Source organism: Streptomyces sp. NPDC049541 (genome assembly GCF_044465725.1).
Taxonomy (GTDB): domain Bacteria; phylum Actinomycetota; class Actinomycetes; order Streptomycetales; family Streptomycetaceae; genus Streptomyces.
Window position 1 is genome coordinate 59,137 of the sequence record NZ_JBITLY010000016.1, and the last position, 15,827, is coordinate 74,963.

The window sequence follows — 15,827 nt, forward strand, 5'->3', positions numbered from 1 at the left end:
GCCCAGGGCACCGTGGTGACGGCGGGTCAGGGCGCGCGAGCACGTGCGTCCGCCCAGGTGGAGCGGCTGCGGCACGGGCCGGGTGTCTGTGTGTCTCAGCGCCCGTGAAGGCGTTTCAGGTCGGTGGCGCTTCGGCCGGAAGCCCTCATGACCAACTCCCTGTCCCATCAGGCACATTGAACGGTATATCGAACGCTGTTCGTGAAATCGGGCAGAGGCTAAATCTGGAAAAGAGAGCGCGTCAATACATCCGACACATCCGATTAACCGAACGTACAAATGAGCGATTCGGTACTCGCCGGGCCTCCTGGGTGTGGCGCGCGACGGGAGATGCCTCGCACCGGTGTTGACCGTGGTCGTCCATGCCCGCGGGCACGTTTTGGGCACGCGAACCACCAGCGGCTGAGCGATACGGTGCGCGGCACTTCGCGGCGACCAGGGGCATCGCCTGCCGGACTGGTCCGGAGTGGCCGTTCGATGGCAGGAAGACGCCGGCTGCCGGAATTGCGGCCACTCCGGTCGTACCGCGCAGGCTCTCCATGACCCTTCCGCTCTCCGCCGGGTACCTGCTCGCACCGCCCCGCCACGACGTGGGTGAAGTCCCACTTCGGTCTCTACGACTGCCGCGCGCAGGGCTGAGCAGAACGGGCTCCCGCCGATCGGCGGGGGTGGAGCAGCCGACTGCGGGATGGGCAAGGAAGAGGAAATACAAAATACTCCTTGCGGGCAATTCTGGTCTCAATCGCGGTTGGACTCATCGCAATTATTCACATCGTGAAGCCTGAATTCATAATGCTCGTCGGCGTGGCAAACAAGCAGGTCAGAAGGGCTCTGAAAATCACTCGGTGAGTACCGTCACACCTCGCCGATAAACCGGCCAAACGTTCCCGTCGTCAGGCAGGTCGAGAACTTCATTGCTGGAAAGGATCCTTCTTGACCACCAGTGGATCTGCGATATCCATGCGGGGCTCGGCTCGGCGTCGGGCGGACATGGCGGCGTTAGGAGGTGTGCGGCCGCCCCTTGCGGCCCTGCCGGTTCTGTTGGCGCTCGTCGCGGGCCTGACGGTGTTCGCTGTCGGGAGCGATGCCGAACGGGGCGTTCCCGAGGCTGTCCTCAGCTCCCAGCAGCACATCGCCGAGGACGGGGCGGTCGCGCTGCAGGGCTCCGTCGACCAGAGCGTCACCGATCTGCGGACGGCGGCCGCGGACTTCGGTGGCTCCAAGGCCGTACCGGCGGACGGAATGCTGACCCGCCTCGACCGGGCCTACCGCAAGTGGCGTGGTACCGCCGTCGTCGACGTGTCCACCGGCCGGCTGCTCGCCTCGCACGGCGAGGCCGTACCGCTGGGCAAGGTGGACCTTCGTGGGCTGCCCGCGAACCCGCCTCCGAGACTGGTGCGGGACGACTCGGGCGTCACCCGGCTGCTGGCCTTCGCGACGCTGTCGCAAGGCGGCAGGCAGGAGTTGCTCGTCGCCTCCCAGAGCCTGAAACCGCCGGGCATCTCCGTCGGCAACAAGCACACCCTCAACGTCGTGGACCGTGACGGGACCACTCTCGCCTCGTCCGGGCCGGGATCCGGCACCGACCGGGCCAAGGCGCTGGCCGGCACCGCCGCCCGCGAGGCGCAGGGCAAGGGACCGTCGGACACCGCCGCCGTCGGCGGCTTCGACGGTGCGAGCGGCAGTCTCGTCGGGGCGGCGGAGGGCAGAACCCGTACCGCCGTCGGGTATGCCTCAGTCGCCCGGGGGCCTGCCGCGAAGGAGAGTCCAAGCAGCGCACTCGGGCTGACGGTCGTCACGACGGTGCGGACCGAGCGCCATGGGGCCGGTACCGGCGACCTTCGTCTCGCCCTCCTCGCCGCGGCCGTGCTGCTGGCCCTCGCGGCCGGGATCACCGTCGCCCTCCACCTGGTGCTGCAGCGGCCTGTGCTGCGGTTGCGCCGCGACGCGCAGAGGATCGGCTCGGGCGACCTCACGGCCCCCGTCCGCATACCCCGCTTCGGGGAACCCGCGCGGGTCGGCGCCGCGCTGGAGGCACTGCGCCGTCAACTCCGAGGCTGGGGTGGGCAGTCGCAGGAGACGGTCGCGCAGCCGCCGGCCAAGGGGCGTGTTCTGCTCGGGACGGGCAAGGGCCGGCGTCGGCTCGGGCTGCGCACCGTCCTTGTGGTGTGCGCGTTCGCCCTGCTGGCCTGGCCCACGGCGATGCTGCTGACGCTCGGCAGCACCCTGCCGCACCCGGCTGCGGTCGTACCGCGGCTGATCACCGACGATCAGCGGCAACGCACCGAGACGACGGCGGACCGCGTGCGCAGGGGGATCAACGACGGGTACGCGGATCTCGCCCATCTCGCCACCGTGATCGACGCTTCCCGGTCGCAGGAGGCGCGCAAGGTCCTCGACAGCTCCCTGGAACAGCACGGCCGGTACCGGTCCCTGTACGTCGTCGACGGCGTCGGCAAGATCCTCGTCCGCGCCGGCGAAGAACCCCGTACCCCGAAGAAGGTCCGCATCAAGGCCGGGGTCAGCCAGACGAACACCTCCGGCACGGAACCGGTGCTCGCCGCCGTGGCCCCTCAGCAGGGCACGGGGGCGTCGGCGAAGCCCCAACGCCGCTATGTCGTGGGCGAGTTCAAGGTCCAGTACCTGGCCGGGATCCTCAACCGACCGGGTCTCGGCTCGGTGTGGCTGGTGGACTCCGCGCATCGGGTCATCGCGTCGAACAAGGGGTTCGTGGCATTCGGGCGGGTCTCGGACAGCCGGCTGCGAAACCGCCTGGACACCGTCCGCACGGCCAGGGGATCCGCCGAACTGCTGCTCGGCTGGAGGGATCCGGCGGTCGCCGCCGTGGCACCGTTCAACGACAAGAGAGGCGTCGCGAGCGCACTCGGCTGGAAGGTCGCCTCGATCAGGCCGGTGTTCTGGATCGGCCTGCCCGAGTACGAGGCACAGCGGCGGATCATGCTCGTCGGGCTGCTGGGGGTGACCACGGGCGCCCTCTGCCTCGGCTGGCTGTACCTCGTCGTCGTACGTCCGCTGCGTGAAGTCGCCCGCGGTGCCGAGGCGTTGGCGGCCGGAGACCGCACGACGGTGCTCTACCCGCGCCACCAAGACGAGGTGGGATCCGTCGCCCGCAGCCTCGAACTGATCAGACAGCGACTGCGCCGCACCGACGCACCGCGCGCGCCCGGTTCCCCGGACAGCGCGCCCACCCCCTCCACTTCCCCGTCCGGCCCCGGCCCCAGGAGCTGACCCCCGGTGCTCTTCCTGTACTGCGTCCTCGCGGCGTGCTGCGCCGGCCTGCTCGTCGCAGGCATCGTCGAACAGCGCCGCCATGACGCCAAACTTGCCGCCATACCCACCCGAGTGCTGGTCAACGGCATCCGCGGCAAGTCCTCCATCACCCGGCTGTGCGCGGGCGCGCTGCGCGGCGGCGGCCTGGTGACCGTCGCCAAGACCACGGGCACCGCGGCCCGGTTCATCCACCCCGACGCCACCGAGGAGCCGGTCTACCGCAAGTTCGGCATCGCCAACGTCGTCGAGCAGATCGGCATCGTCCGGCGGGCCGCCGGCTACCGGCCCGATGTCCTGGTCATGGAGTGCATGGCCGTGATGCCCGCACTCCAGGAGATCAACCAGACCAAGCTGATCCGCTCCACCATCGGCGTGCTCTGCAACGTCCGCGAGGACCATCTCGCCGAGATGGGGCCGACGTTGGACGACGTGGCACGCTCCCTGTGCCGGTCCATGCCGCAGGGTGGCGTCTGCGTCACTGCAGAGAAGGAGCGCTTCCACATCCTCCAGGAGGAGGCCCACGCCCGGAACTGCGAGCTGGTCTACGCCGACCCGGAAACCGTCACCGACGAGGAACTGCGCGGCTTCAGCTGGTTCACCTTCAAGGAGAACGTCGCCATCGCCATCGCGGTCGCCGAAGTGCTCGGCGTCGACCGCGCGACCGCGCTGAAGGGCATGTACGCGGCGCCGCCGGACCCGGGTGTGCTGTCCGTCGAGCGGTACCGCACCCCTGAGGGCAAGCGGCTGCGCTTCGCGAACGTCTTCGCCGCCAACGACCCCGAGTCGACGCTGATGAACATCGAGCAGCTGCTCGAACTGGGCGCGATCCACCGTCCGTTGCACGTCGTCATCAACTGCCGTCCCGACCGTGTGGAGCGCAACGGGCAGATGGGCGCGCTCATTCCGCAGCTCGACCCGGAGACGGTTTTCCTCATCGGTCACCCCACCAAGTCGGCCGCCGACGCCATACCCGCCCACTGGACCGGGAACGTCGTCGATCTCGGCGGCGACCGCCGCGACCCCGACCGGCTCACCACGGATCTGCTGGCCCATCTGGGGCCGGACTCCTCGCTCGTCGCCATCGGCAACATCCACGGCCAGGGCGAACTCTTCCTGAAGCGGCTCGCGGCACTCGCACCCGACCACCCCGACGCCGGCCTTGCCCATCCCGCCGACCCGGGCGACGCCCCCACATCGCCCGGCGCCCCCCGCAACTCCTCCCACGGAGCTTCCCGTTGATCCCCGCAGTAGTCACCCCGCAGATCGCCGCCATCGGCATCGCACTCGGTCTGGTCTTCTCCCTCCTGTGCTACCTGACCACGAACCTCTCACCGGGCGGCATGATCACCCCCGGCTGGCTCGCCCTCACCCTCGTCGGTGATCTGCGGCGTGCCGCCATGGTCGCGGCCGTGGCAGCCCTGACCTACCTGCTGACCAAGCTGCTGCAGCGGTTCGTCATCCTCTACGGCAAGCGGCTGTTCGCCTCCGTCGTGCTCGTCGGTGTCCTGCTCCAGGCCGGGCTCTCCCTGTTGCTCCAACAGCAGTTCCCCCTGCTCTTCGCCCATCAGGCCCTCGGGTTCATCGTCCCCGGTCTCATCGCCTACCAGCTGGAGAGGCAGCCCAAGGCCGCGACGGTCCTCTCCACCTGCGCGGCCACTTTCGCCGCCTACGTGATTCTGGTGTCCGGGCTGCTGCTGGGCGCCCTGCCCACGACATGAGCCGCCCCGTCCCGACCTGCGGCGCCCTCTCTCCTTCCCGTCCAACGGAGTTGACCAGTGAAACGCCCCCTGCCCAGAATCCGGGAGCTCTCCCTGCCCAGGAACGCGGCTCTGTTCCTGGTGACAGCCGTCCTGCTCGCGGCGAGCTGCGTGCTGACCCTGCAGTTCAGGCACCGCACCGACCATCGTGAGGCCTCACTCCCGGCAGCACTGACAGCACCGGCGTCAGCGGATGCCGTCATCCGGTCCAGGAGCGGCCCACTGCACTTGGAGCGGATCGGCAACCCCGCCCGTACGATCGCCCGCGACCGGCACGGCACCGTCGTCGCCACGTTCACCGACGGCGCCCGTACGGCCGTGCTGACCGGGCCCAGCAGGACGTTCGCGGAGCCGCGTACGACGGATGCCAAGGTGGTCACCAAGAGCTGGGTGCGGCTGCTGCCCAAGGCATGGACGCGTGGCGCGGAGCGCAGCGGCTGGTTCAGGACCTGGCTCGGGTCGCGGCTGGGCAGCCGCGACCCCGACATCCTCGCCACCGCCTTCGACTACATAGCAGGTGCCCCGGCCCGGAAGACGTCAGCGGGAGTCACCTACAGCGGTGCCGCCCGCTACACCCCCGACACGACCGGCGACTCCGGGCGCGCTCAGCAGGGGAAACTGCGCACGGGCTCGGACTTCTACGACTACCTGGGCATCCCCTGGACCTTCCCCGACGCGGTCACCCGCCGCCCCGACAAGGACCGCGCACGCTCCGTCGACAGCTCCGGCTATGTCCGCCTGGTGTACGGATACCGCTCGGGGTTCCCGCTGAACAGCAGGGACGGCGCGGCGGGCAGCGGGCTCGAGCGGACTCCCGACGCGATCGCCCACGCGCGGCTCGGCGTATCCGTGATCCCCCTCACCGGCCACCGCCCCGATGTCATCCAGCAGCTCCAGCCCGGCGACCTCGTCTTCTTCAGCACACGGGAGCTGCCCGGCGGACGGATCGGCCACATCGGCATCTACCTCGGCCTGGACACCGACGACCACCCGCGCTTCATCTCCAGCCGGAAGAACGCGGGCGGCCCCACCATGGGCGACAAGGGCGGCATCTCACGGCTCGACGGCGACGGCTACTGGGCCCAAGGGCTGCGCGGGGCTCGCCGCCTGTGACCGCACTTGGACCGGGCGGGTGCGAGGCCGTGGTTCTTGTCCGGGGACGTAGCCGGTGTGACGCGCGGGGGGTGCACCCGACGGTCGCCGGACGGCGCCCGGAACGGACCCGGTTGCGACGATTGCGGAGATGTTCACCGACCCCCCGCCGATCGGAGGGGGCTGGTCGGCCGATCGGCGGGACACCTCCCGAAGCCCGGCGGATGGTCGAGCGCCCCCGCCTAGGGGAGGTTGAAGCGGTGACCGAGATCGAAAGCGCCAAGAAGACACCTTCCCGGCCCTTACCGTCACCCGGGTCCGCCACGGCGTCGGAACGCTCCGCGCCGATGGCGCGGCTGGGGACCGGCCCAGCGCCCGCGACACGCCCTGCTGGACTACCTCCTCGCGCACCGCAGGGGTGAGAAGTACCTGCCGCGACCCGGGCCGCCTCCCCGCGGAACGACTGCTGCGCGCTCAGGCCCAACCCGTCCTCGTCATGGGCGGATTCACCGGGAACCCCCTTCCCCGGCGCCCCGCAGCTCGGCGACCTGATCGCCACGCACCAGCTGTGCTACGTGCTGCTCACCCACCTGCGGCCCACCACCCCCGCAACCACCTGGGTGAAGTCCCACTGCGAGCGCGTCCGCTCCGGGGCCTACGGCTGGCGCACCGGGGGCAACTTCGGCCTCTACGACTGCCGCGCGCAGGACTGAGCAGAGCACCGAGGGCCACGACGACCCCCGCCGATCGGCGGGGGTGGAGCAGCCGACCGCGGGATGGGTCAGGCAGAGGACATGCACAAAGATCCTGTTCGCTGCTCCACGCGACATCGGCAGAACCCGGAATGGATTGCTTCTTTGACCACCACTCGATCCCGATCCCGATGCCCTGTGTCCACGCGGCGCCCCACTCGGCGCCGGGCGGACACGGCGAGGAGATGCTGAGCCGGAGCCGGAGCCCGGCGTGAGTGCCTGCGCTGTCTTGCCCGGTCTCGTCCGTTGTACCGTCTGCCCGGGCTGACGTCGGTCGACGCCCTTGCGGAGGTCCCGGTGGGGCGGCTGCCGGTCTGTTCCGAGTTCTGAAGCGGATTCAAATGATCTTTGTCCTGATTGTGATCACCACGGTGGTGGCCGGGTGGTCGCTGGTCGCCGGGCGGCTGGAACAACGGCATGTGCGGGCTCCTCTGGTGCTGGTGCTCGCGGGAGTCGTCACGGGGGTGTTCACGCACAGCCACATCGCCGCCACGTTGAACTCCGAGGTCGCTCAGCATGTGGCCGAGGTCATCCTGGCCATCCTGCTGTTCGTCGACGCCACCGAGCTGCCGGGCGGACGACTGTTCGGCAACGATCCCGGCTCCGCCGCGCGTGCTCTGCTGGTGGCCCTGCCGTTGAGCCTGGTCACGATGGTGCTGCTGGGCACGTGGCTGCTGCCCGGGCTGCCGGTGGCGTTGCTGCTGCTCATCGCGTGCATCGTTGTCCCGACCGACTTCGCCCCGGCCGAGACGCTGGTCCGCGACCGGCGCATCCCGGCGAGGGTGCGCAGCGTCCTCAACGTGGAGAGCGGCTACAACGACGGCATCGTCTCGCCCCTCTTTCTGTTCGCGCTGATCCTGGTCGGCACCAACTCCGTCACCCGCACGCCCATGCAGGCCCTCGGCACGGCCGTGCCGTTCGCGCTGAAGGCGCTGGTGGCCGGCTTCGTGGTGGGGGCGCTGGTGGCGTGGCTGATCAATGTGGCCGACCGCGCGGAGTGGATGACGGAGCAGTCCCGGCGGATCGCCGTGCTGGTCACACCGCTGCTCGCCTACACCGTGACCGTGGCGATGGACGGCAACGGGTTCGTGGCCTCGTTCGTGTGCGGGATCGCCTTCCGCTACGTCAGACAGGCGCCGGTCCGCAGGCGGGGCGCCTCGGCCCCCCACGCCTCGGACTTCCAGCTCATCGAGGACACCAACTCGATGGCGACGATGTGCATGTGGTTCTTCTTCGGCAACGCCGTGGTGCTCGCCGTGGGGGAGGGCGTCCACTGGCCCACCGTCGTGCTCTGCGTCGCCGCGCTCACCGTCGTGCGCGTCCTTCCGGTCCTGCTCGCCTTCCTCGGCTCGACGTTCACCTGGCGGGAGAGGCTCATGGTCGGGGCGCTCGGACCACGCGGCACCACCTCCATCGTGTTCGGCCTGCTCGCGTTCAACGCCCTGCCGGACGGGACGTACGCCGACACCGCCCTGTACGCCATGACCCTGACGGTGCTCGGCAGCGTGCTGCTCCACGGCGGCGGCTCGGTGGCCATCGCCCGGTCCCTGACCGCCCCGCCCCCGTCGGCTGCCGGCGGCCCCGGCTCCCCGGGGGCCGGCGAGCCGGACGCACAGGTCGTCGACACGCGCGGTTGATGTGCCTGCCGGCCGCGGCGGGTACCGCTCCAGGCCGGTGTCCTCCAGCCACTCGGCGGGGGCGGACCCGACAGTCGTCGGATGGGCGGAGAGCGGCCGGGCGGACAGCCTGGAGGCATGACACAGCATGTTCGCAACAAGGAGCCCGAGACTGTCCCCGGGGCGTCGGCCGACCTCGACGTGCGGGACCGTGACGTCCCGCCTCGCAGAGGCGGGTCGCTGGAACTTCTCGGCCTGACGCTGGTGGCGGCCGCCGGTGTCCTGTTCGTCCTCCGTCCTGAGTTCTACGAGGCCGCAGTGCACGTTTTCGCCACGCGGGCGGCCTCACTGGTCCACTGAGCCGGCGATCGGAGATCTCCTCCGACGCGAGGCCTCCGCGGCCATCCGCACCACGGCCGGCTCCCCCTGCATGCCGTCGGTGCCGACGGCCTCTGCCTGGCCGTCGTACGCCCCTCAACTCCGCGATGCCGTCGTGCACACTCGCGACGAGGGCCGTCGAAGCGGCCCGTTGAGCCGACAGCCCTCAAGGCCCCCGTGCGGGCCGGTGCCCGCAGCCGCTGACGCGGTGCGCGGCCGAGCACGTAGGAAAGGAAGCTTGTGAACACCGCATCCGCCCGCAAGGCGACGGGTGCCGAGTCCCCCCGCTCCGCGGGCGCTTGGACCATGACGGCCCTGGGTGAACCGGCGACCTGCACCACCTTCGCCGAACTCCTCCAGGTCATCGGGCGCCATGGCTGAGCACACGCGTCGCATGCAGGAGAGTTGGCTGGGCATCTGCGCCAAGGCACGAGCCGCCGCATACGAACGGCGCGTCGTGATCACCTGAGGACCGAGTGGTGGCGTGCGCGCACAGCGGAGGAGGTGCCGCTGGAGCACCTCCCGGACGCCTGGAATCCCCAGGCTCGAGCACCGAGCACCCATCGGTCGGCCGGGACCACAGCCGAAGCCCGCAAGGGCGTTCCCTTGCGGGCAGTCGGGCAGCCGGCAGCCGGGCAGACCGTCCGGGCCAGGAGGGGGCAGGAAGCCCAGCCACCCCGGCCGGACCTCACCGGACGTACTTGGCGGGCTTGGTGGCGGTGTTGAGCAGGTACTCCAGGGGGCCGCGGCGGAAGAAGCGGGACCAGATCGCGGCGAAGACGATCGCCCCGAGGACGTACATGAGCAGCGGCACCCATGACTGCTGGGTGCCTGTCCCGGCGGGCGTCGACAGCAGGGACTGCGCCAGGAAGTGACCGACGTAGGCCGTCAGGGACATGGTGCCCACGGCGATGACCGGTTTCGCCAGGCGGCGCAGGCGCGGCAGCCGGTCCATCAGTACCGTCGCGCCCACGATCACGAGGATCGCGACGCCGACGCTGCCGATGATGTCGAACGTGGTGCCGGTGTGCGGCCCGGCGGTCAACAGTTCCGAGAACGCCCGCTGGGGCTCGCCGGACCCGCTGCCCATGGACGCCGCCCCGGAGCCACTGGACGACGACATGTCCTCCGCCGTGCTCCGCAGCGCGTTCTTGCCCGCCAGCAGCAGGGACAGGCCGTAGGCCCCTACGACGAGGCCGGCGCCGAGCGCCGCCAGGCGCCGCTGGACGGTGCGCGCCGACAGGTCCATGCGGCCCAGCGCCATACCGGCGATCACGAACGGCATCCACGTGAGCGCCGGGTAGAAACCGGTGAGCAGCAGATCGAGCACTCCCACCTCGCTGAGGTGATGGAGCGGGTCGTAGGCGTTGATGCCCTGCTGGACGGAGTCGCTGAGCCGCATGGTCAGGACGAACGCCAGCTGAGGCGTGACGAGCGCGAGCCCCGCCGCGATCACCGCGAGGGTCGCTGCGCCCAGGCGCACCAGGGGCAGGGCGAGGAGGAAGTAGACGCCGTAGAAGCCGAGGATGATCACACCCCCGTACTCCGTCGCCATCACGGTGCCCAGCGCCAGCAGGACCACGGCGCGGATCGCGATCCGGGCCTTCGCCTGCCGGCCGGCCAGTCCGGTCTTCGGCTCGAAGCGACCCGCGATCAGCATCAGTGAGAACCCGGCGAGGGTGGCGAACAGGACCGAGGAGTGGCCGTCCGCGATGTAGCGGATCCAGCTGGCGACGCCGTGCGTGGCCGACAGCGGGGGGCCGATGTGCACGACGTACATGCCGAACACCGCCAGCGCGCGGGCCAGGTCCACCCCGACCAGGCGCCCCATCGAGGGGCCGCCGGGGGCTTGCCCTGGGGGCCCGGAGGGGGTTCGGGGCCGTGGCGGCGAGTTCTCCTGCGGAGCCGGTGTCTCCTGTGGCGGCTGTATGTGTGTCATACGTAAAATCCTTCGGTGCCGTCAGGAGGCGGACCATCCGGCAGGCTTCGTCGACACCCCCGCCGACTGGCCGGAACCGGCCCGCCGACCGGCGGGCCCGGACGGACAACTGCCTGCTTGATGACTGCGTCGGCCAACTCGACGGCCCGAGCAGCATGGCCGGGTGATCCGATCCCACCGGCCGAGAACGGCCCGACACCATCCGCCGAGCCTCGCCCACCCTCCCGCCGACGGGCCGGAGCGCTCCCCCCGACCGGCTGGAACCGGCCTGCCGGGTGGCGGGTCTCCCCAGCGGCCGCATCCTCGCGCGCCGTGCCGGACGTACTGTCGACGGCAGGCGATCACCGTACGAGAACATGGACGTCCCGATGCGGGGTGTACGGGGCAGCCGAGACGCTGGACAGAGCAGACGAGTGTGAGGCGGAACGCCGGTGATCCGGGTAGTGGTGGTGGACGACGAGGCCCTGGTGCGGTCCGGGTTCGAGCTGATCCTGAACGCCTCCGACGGCATCCACGTGGTCGCGACCGCGGAAGGGGCGCAGGCCGCCGACGTGATCCGGCGCGAGCAGCCGGACGTCGTGCTCCTCGACATCCGCATGCCCGACGTGGACGGCCTGACCGTCCTCAGGGAGATCCAGACGCTGCCCGAGCCGCCGACGGTGGCCATGCTGACCACCTTCGACACCGACGAGTACATCCTGACCGCGCTGCGCTCGGGAGCCGCGGGCTTCCTGCTCAAGGACACCGAGCCCGAACAACTCGCCCACCTGGTACGGACCCTGGCCGCGGGCGGGGTGGTGATGTCCCCGAAGGCCTCGCGGGCTCTGCTGCGCAGCCATCCGGGGGCGGGCGGCTCCCAGGACGCGGACGTGGCGCGCGTGAAACTGCTCAGCGACCGTGAACGTGACGTGCTCGTGCTGATCGCGGAAGGACTCTCCAACGCCGACATCGGCGCCCGCATCCATCTGAGCGCGGGAACCGTCAAGGACCACGTCAGCTCGATCCTGACCAAGCTCCGGGTCGCCAGCCGCGTCCAGGCGGCGCTCCTCGCGGAGCGGGCCGGGCTGCTCAGCGGCGACCGCGCCGACACGGCACGGGACCACGGGTGGTGAGCACGGGGCAGGCGCTGTGGCGACGGGTGCCGCCCTGGGCCCTCGACGCGGGCCTCGTCGCGCTCGCCGCGTTCGACACCTGGGTCAACCTCTACGGCGAGGCGACACCGTTCATGTGGGCGTGTGCCGCCCTCGGCTGCGCCGGACTGCTGCTGCGCAGGCGCTTTCCCCTGGCCGTCTTCCTGCTGACCCTGCCCATGACTCTGTTCATGGACGTGGCGGTCGCACCGCTTGCCGCCCTGTACACACTGGCCACGCACACCCGCAACCGCCCGCTGCTGGCCGGCTGCGCCCTGCTGAACGCGGCGGCGAGCACTCTCTCCTGGCCCCTGTCCGACTCGTTCTCCGGCGACCAGACCTGGACGCTCGTGCAGTTCGTGTACACGCTGGCCACGGCCTTCGCCCCGATCCTGTTCGGCCAGCTCGTCCAGGCCGGACACGATGTGGCCCGCCAGCTCGCCGAGGTGGAAGAGGCCCGCGAACACGAACGCGCCCTGTACGCCCAGACCGTTCTCGCCCGCGAACGCGCCCAACTGGCCCGCGAGATGCACGACGTCGTCTCCCACCAGGTCAGCCTCATCGCCGTACAGGCCGGAGCCCTCCAGGTCGCCACCAAGGACCCCGACGCCCGCGACGCCGCCCGCACCATCCGCACCCTGAGCGTGAACACGCTCGACGAACTCCGCCACATGGTCACCCTGCTGCGCGCCTCCGGCGGCAAGGAAACCGAACTCACTCCCCAGCCCACCCTCGCCGACATCCAGCAGCTGATCGCGGGCAGCGGCATCGAGACCACCCTGACCGGCGGCCTCCCGCCCGGCATCAGCACCACCGCCCAACGCACCGTCTACCGCACGGTCCAGGAAGCCCTCACCAACGTGCGCAAGCACGCCCCCGGCGCCCGTGCCGAGGTGCGCCTGTGGCACGACGCGCAGCACTTCGGCGTCACCGTCACCAACACCGCCCCCACCCGCCCGTCCGTCGCCCTGCCCAGCGCCCGGCACGGCCTGATCGGCCTGAAGGAACGCGCCGAACTCCTCGACGGCACCCTCACCGCCGAACCCACCCCCGAGGGCGGCTACGAGATCGAACTACGGGCCCCCACCCGGCCCGCCTGAGCACAACCCGCCACCCCCTGTCGTGATAACGGCGAGGCGACACCGTTCAGGTGGGCGTGTGCCGCTCTCGGCTGCGCCGGACTGCTGCTGCGCAGGCGCTTTCCCCCGGCCGTCTTCCTGCTGCCCTAAGAGGTTGACCCAGGTGTCGAGCGCGGCGAGCGCGACGAGGCCCGCGTCGAGGGCCCAGGGCGGCACCCGTCGCCACAGCGCCTGACCCGTGCTCACCACCCGTGGTCCCAGGCATGCTGCGACGGATCCCGTGGGAGTGGGTGGTGATCATCGGATGCGGGTTGGTGTTCCGAAACGAATGTGCCCTGGCCGCCTGACGACCCTTCCAGGGCACCAAAAAGGGCGAGGCCCGAAGACCCCGCCCACCGCTGAAGAAACCCCAGCTCACGGCCACACAAGGCAGTACGGCTGATGCCCCGCCTCATGCAAGCGATGGCTGAAGTCCTGCCACTCGTGCAGCAGTTGGTACACGTTGAACGCGTCCCGCGGGCCCCCGCGGTCCGGCACCGTCGACCAGATGAACGCTGCCGCGCCCACCGCCTCCTCGCCTATGCCCCGCAGGGGGTCGACGACCGTCATCGGGAGCTTGACCACCGCGTAGTCGGGGTGCAGGACGACCAGTTCCAGGGGCGGGACCTTGTGGAGGGGGACGCCTTCGATGCCCGTCAGCACCATCGCCGCCATCGTCTCCGGCTTGATCTTGGTGAACATGCCGTTCATGCCGAGCTCGTCGCCGCCGAGTTCCTCGGGGCGCATCGAGATCGGGACCCGGGCCGCGGTCGCGCCGTCCGGCGCGCCGAAGTACTTGTACGTCACCCCCACCCGACCACCATTCCTGCTCCCCGCCCGGAGCGCGTCGCCCCGGCGGTCGATCCGCCGGTCGATCCGCTCGGGCTCGCTCGGTGCACCCTGTCCCCGACGTGCCTCGGTCGCTTCCTCCGCCTCGCGTCGGTGCCTTCCTCGATGGGCACGTCGAGGACCCAGGTCATCAGTCCCCTCGCCCAGTCCGCCACCGCGATGCATATCTCCACCCGACTGCTTTTCTAGGACGCGTGGCCCCCGCCGCGCAACCCGATCATCGTGTCAGTGACCTCCCCCACGGCCGCCCGCCGAAACGTGCGTTGAAACACCTGTCCGCAGGATCTTCGCAGCCTCTGAACAAGCCTCCGTACACCTCGCCGTACACCTGGCCGCGCACCCGGTCGTACATCCGTCCGTACACCTATACGTACGCCAGGGCCGTATGAGCTGTGTGTATCAGGTCCCAGTTTCGCAGATCGTCCAGGGCGGCGGCTGTCCCCCGGGTCAGCAGCGGCGCCCGCTGCCACCCGTCCACCCTGGCCTACCCTGAGGAGGTCCCTTGCAACCGGAGCCCGAGTAGTCGGAGAAGGTCGGAGAAGTCGCAGGTCATGAGCGAACTGCCTGATTCACTGCCTTATTCATACGAAGCGCCTGTCTCGCAGGCACTGTTCGACCGGGCCGCGGCCGTCACTCCCGGTGGTGTGAACTCCCCGGTGCGTGCATTCCGTGCCGTGGGCGGTACGCCCCGGTTCATGGTGTCCGGTACCGGTCCGTATCTGACGGATGCGGACGGGCGGGACTACGTCGACCTGGTGTGTTCCTGGGGGCCGATGATCCTCGGACACTCCCACCCGGAGGTCATCGCCGCCGTTCAGGACGCCGTCTCGCGCGGTACCTCCTTCGGTACGCCCGGTGAGGGCGAGGTCGCGCTCGCGGAGGAGATCGTCGCGCGGGTCGAGCCCGTGGACCAGGTGCGGCTCGTCAGCAGCGGGACCGAGGCCACCATGTCGGCCATCCGGCTCGCCCGCGGGTTCACCCGGCGCACCAAGGTGATCAAGTTCGCCGGGTGTTACCACGGTCACGTCGACTCGCTGCTCGCCGCGGCGGGGAGCGGGGTGGCCACCTTCGCCCTCCCCGACACCCCCGGCGTCACCGGCGCCCAGGCCGGCGACACCATCGTGCTGCCGTACAACGACCTCGAGGCCGTGCACGAGGCCTTCCACCGGCACCCCGGTGAGATCGCCTGCGTGATCACCGAGGCCTCGCCCGGGAACATGGGTGTCGTGCCGCCGCGGCCCGGGTTCAACCAGGGGCTCAAGGACGCCTGCTCGAAGAACGGTGCTCTGTTCATCTCCGACGAGGTCATGACCGGGTTCCGCACCAGCCGGGCGGGCTGGTTCGGGATCGACGGGGTCACGCCCGACCTCATGACCTTCGGGAAGGTGATGGGGGGCGGGTTCCCCGCCGCCGCCTTCGGCGGCCGTAAGGACGTCATGGATCATCTCGCGCCCGCCGGGCCCGTCTACCAGGCCGGCACCCTCTCCGGGAACCCGGTCGCCACCGCGGCCGGCCTCGCCCAGCTGCGGCTGCTCGACGAGGCGGCGTACGCCAAGGTCAACGCCGTGTCGGAGAGCGTTCAGGGGCTTGTGACCGAGGCCCTGAGCAAGGAGGGCGTCGCGCACCGGCTGCAGAGCGCCTCCAACATGTTCTCCGTCTTCTTCACGGACCGTGAGGTCCGCGACTACGAGGACGCCAAGAAGCAGGAGTCCTTCCGCTTCACCGCCTTCTTCCACTCGATGCTGGCGCAGGGCGTCTATCTGCCGCCCTCGTCCTTCGAGTCCTGGTTCGTGTCCACGGCCCACGACGAACAGGCCGTACAGCGCATCGCCGACGCCCTTCCGGCGGCGGCCCGAGCTGCGGCGGAGGCAACCGCGTGAGCGAGAACACCAGCGGCGACATCAC

The 15,827-nt window shown here is 70.3% G+C and carries 13 protein-coding genes and 1 pseudogene; 12 read left to right on the top strand and 2 right to left on the bottom strand.

Going from position 1 to position 15,827, the window contains the following annotated elements; genetic code table 11:
* The first annotated feature begins 1,008 nt into the window (after positions 1-1,008).
* The 9 genes and pseudogenes from ACIBW9_RS38575 to ACIBW9_RS38615 all read left to right on the top strand — a co-directional run.
* Complete coding sequence (locus ACIBW9_RS38575) at positions 1,009-3,249, top strand: HAMP domain-containing protein (protein ID WP_398962309.1); 2,241 nt, start codon at positions 1,009-1,011, stop codon at positions 3,247-3,249.
* Positions 3,250-3,255: 6 nt separating this feature from the next.
* A complete protein-coding gene (pgsB, locus tag ACIBW9_RS38580) occupies positions 3,256-4,530 on the top strand; it encodes a poly-gamma-glutamate synthase PgsB (RefSeq protein ID WP_398962312.1) in 1,275 nt (424 codons plus the stop codon).
* Positions 4,527-5,009: a poly-gamma-glutamate biosynthesis protein PgsC/CapC gene (locus ACIBW9_RS38585; RefSeq protein WP_398962315.1), complete on the top strand. Its 483-nt coding sequence runs from the start codon at positions 4,527-4,529 to the stop codon at positions 5,007-5,009. The genes pgsB and ACIBW9_RS38585 overlap by 4 nt, the downstream gene beginning before the upstream one ends.
* Before the next feature lie 57 nt (positions 5,010-5,066).
* The gene (locus ACIBW9_RS38590; RefSeq protein WP_398962317.1) at positions 5,067-6,161 is read left to right on the top strand and encodes a C40 family peptidase; all 1,095 of its coding nucleotides are present in this window, start codon (positions 5,067-5,069) and stop codon (positions 6,159-6,161) included.
* A 554-nt stretch (positions 6,162-6,715) separates the two neighbouring features.
* Complete coding sequence (locus ACIBW9_RS38595) at positions 6,716-6,853, top strand: hypothetical protein (protein WP_398962320.1); 138 nt, start codon at positions 6,716-6,718, stop codon at positions 6,851-6,853.
* 380 nt (positions 6,854-7,233) lie between these two features.
* Positions 7,234-8,529 (top strand): cation:proton antiporter, encoded by a 1,296-nt coding sequence (locus ACIBW9_RS38600; RefSeq protein ID WP_398962323.1) that lies wholly within the window; start codon positions 7,234-7,236, stop codon positions 8,527-8,529.
* Positions 8,530-8,646: 117 nt separating this feature from the next.
* Positions 8,647-8,868, top strand: coding sequence for a hypothetical protein (locus ACIBW9_RS38605; RefSeq protein WP_398962326.1), 222 nt, complete (start codon positions 8,647-8,649; stop codon positions 8,866-8,868).
* A gap of 258 nt (positions 8,869-9,126) precedes the next feature.
* A complete protein-coding gene (locus ACIBW9_RS38610) occupies positions 9,127-9,267 on the top strand; it encodes a hypothetical protein (protein WP_398962329.1) in 141 nt (46 codons plus the stop codon).
* 25 nt (positions 9,268-9,292) lie between these two features.
* Positions 9,293-9,417: pseudogene (locus ACIBW9_RS38615) on the top strand (SigE family RNA polymerase sigma factor); the annotation flags it as partial.
* A gap of 157 nt (positions 9,418-9,574) precedes the next feature.
* Here ACIBW9_RS38615 and ACIBW9_RS38620 read toward each other — a convergent pair.
* Entirely contained in the window at positions 9,575-10,825 is a 1,251-nt protein-coding gene (locus tag ACIBW9_RS38620) for a DUF418 domain-containing protein (RefSeq protein ID WP_398962332.1), read from the bottom strand.
* 443 nt (positions 10,826-11,268) lie between these two features.
* Here ACIBW9_RS38620 and ACIBW9_RS38625 point away from each other — a divergent pair, with 443 nt between their 5' ends.
* On the top strand, positions 11,269-11,937 hold the full coding sequence (locus ACIBW9_RS38625) for a response regulator (protein WP_398962566.1): 669 nt from the start codon (positions 11,269-11,271) through the stop codon (positions 11,935-11,937).
* Entirely contained in the window at positions 11,934-13,055 is a 1,122-nt protein-coding gene (locus ACIBW9_RS38630; RefSeq protein WP_398962334.1) for a sensor histidine kinase, read from the top strand. The genes ACIBW9_RS38625 and ACIBW9_RS38630 overlap by 4 nt, the downstream gene beginning before the upstream one ends.
* A gap of 393 nt (positions 13,056-13,448) precedes the next feature.
* Here the strand turns inward: ACIBW9_RS38630 and ACIBW9_RS38635 are convergent, their stop codons facing one another.
* Positions 13,449-14,087, bottom strand: a complete 639-nt coding sequence (locus tag ACIBW9_RS38635) for a hypothetical protein (protein WP_398962337.1) — start codon at positions 14,085-14,087, stop codon at positions 13,449-13,451.
* A 386-nt stretch (positions 14,088-14,473) separates the two neighbouring features.
* Between ACIBW9_RS38635 and hemL the strand changes: the two genes are divergently transcribed.
* Positions 14,474-15,802, top strand: coding sequence for a glutamate-1-semialdehyde 2,1-aminomutase (gene hemL, locus ACIBW9_RS38640; protein WP_398962340.1), 1,329 nt, complete (start codon positions 14,474-14,476; stop codon positions 15,800-15,802).
* Positions 15,803-15,827: the final 25 nt, after the last annotated feature.

Excerpts from the sequence above, each read along its gene's own strand:
- ACIBW9_RS38600 (WP_398962323.1), top strand. The coding sequence starts at position 7,234 with ATGATCTTTGTCCTGATTGTGATCACCACGGTGGTGGCCGGGTGGTCG.
- ACIBW9_RS38605 (WP_398962326.1), top strand. The coding sequence starts at position 8,647 with ATGACACAGCATGTTCGCAACAAGGAGCCCGAGACTGTCCCCGGGGCG.
- ACIBW9_RS38620 (WP_398962332.1), bottom strand. The coding sequence starts at position 10,825 with ATGACACACATACAGCCGCCACAGGAGACACCGGCTCCGCAGGAGAAC.
- ACIBW9_RS38635 (WP_398962337.1), bottom strand. The coding sequence starts at position 14,087 with ATGCATCGCGGTGGCGGACTGGGCGAGGGGACTGATGACCTGGGTCCT.
- hemL (WP_398962340.1), top strand. The coding sequence starts at position 14,474 with ATGAGCGAACTGCCTGATTCACTGCCTTATTCATACGAAGCGCCTGTC.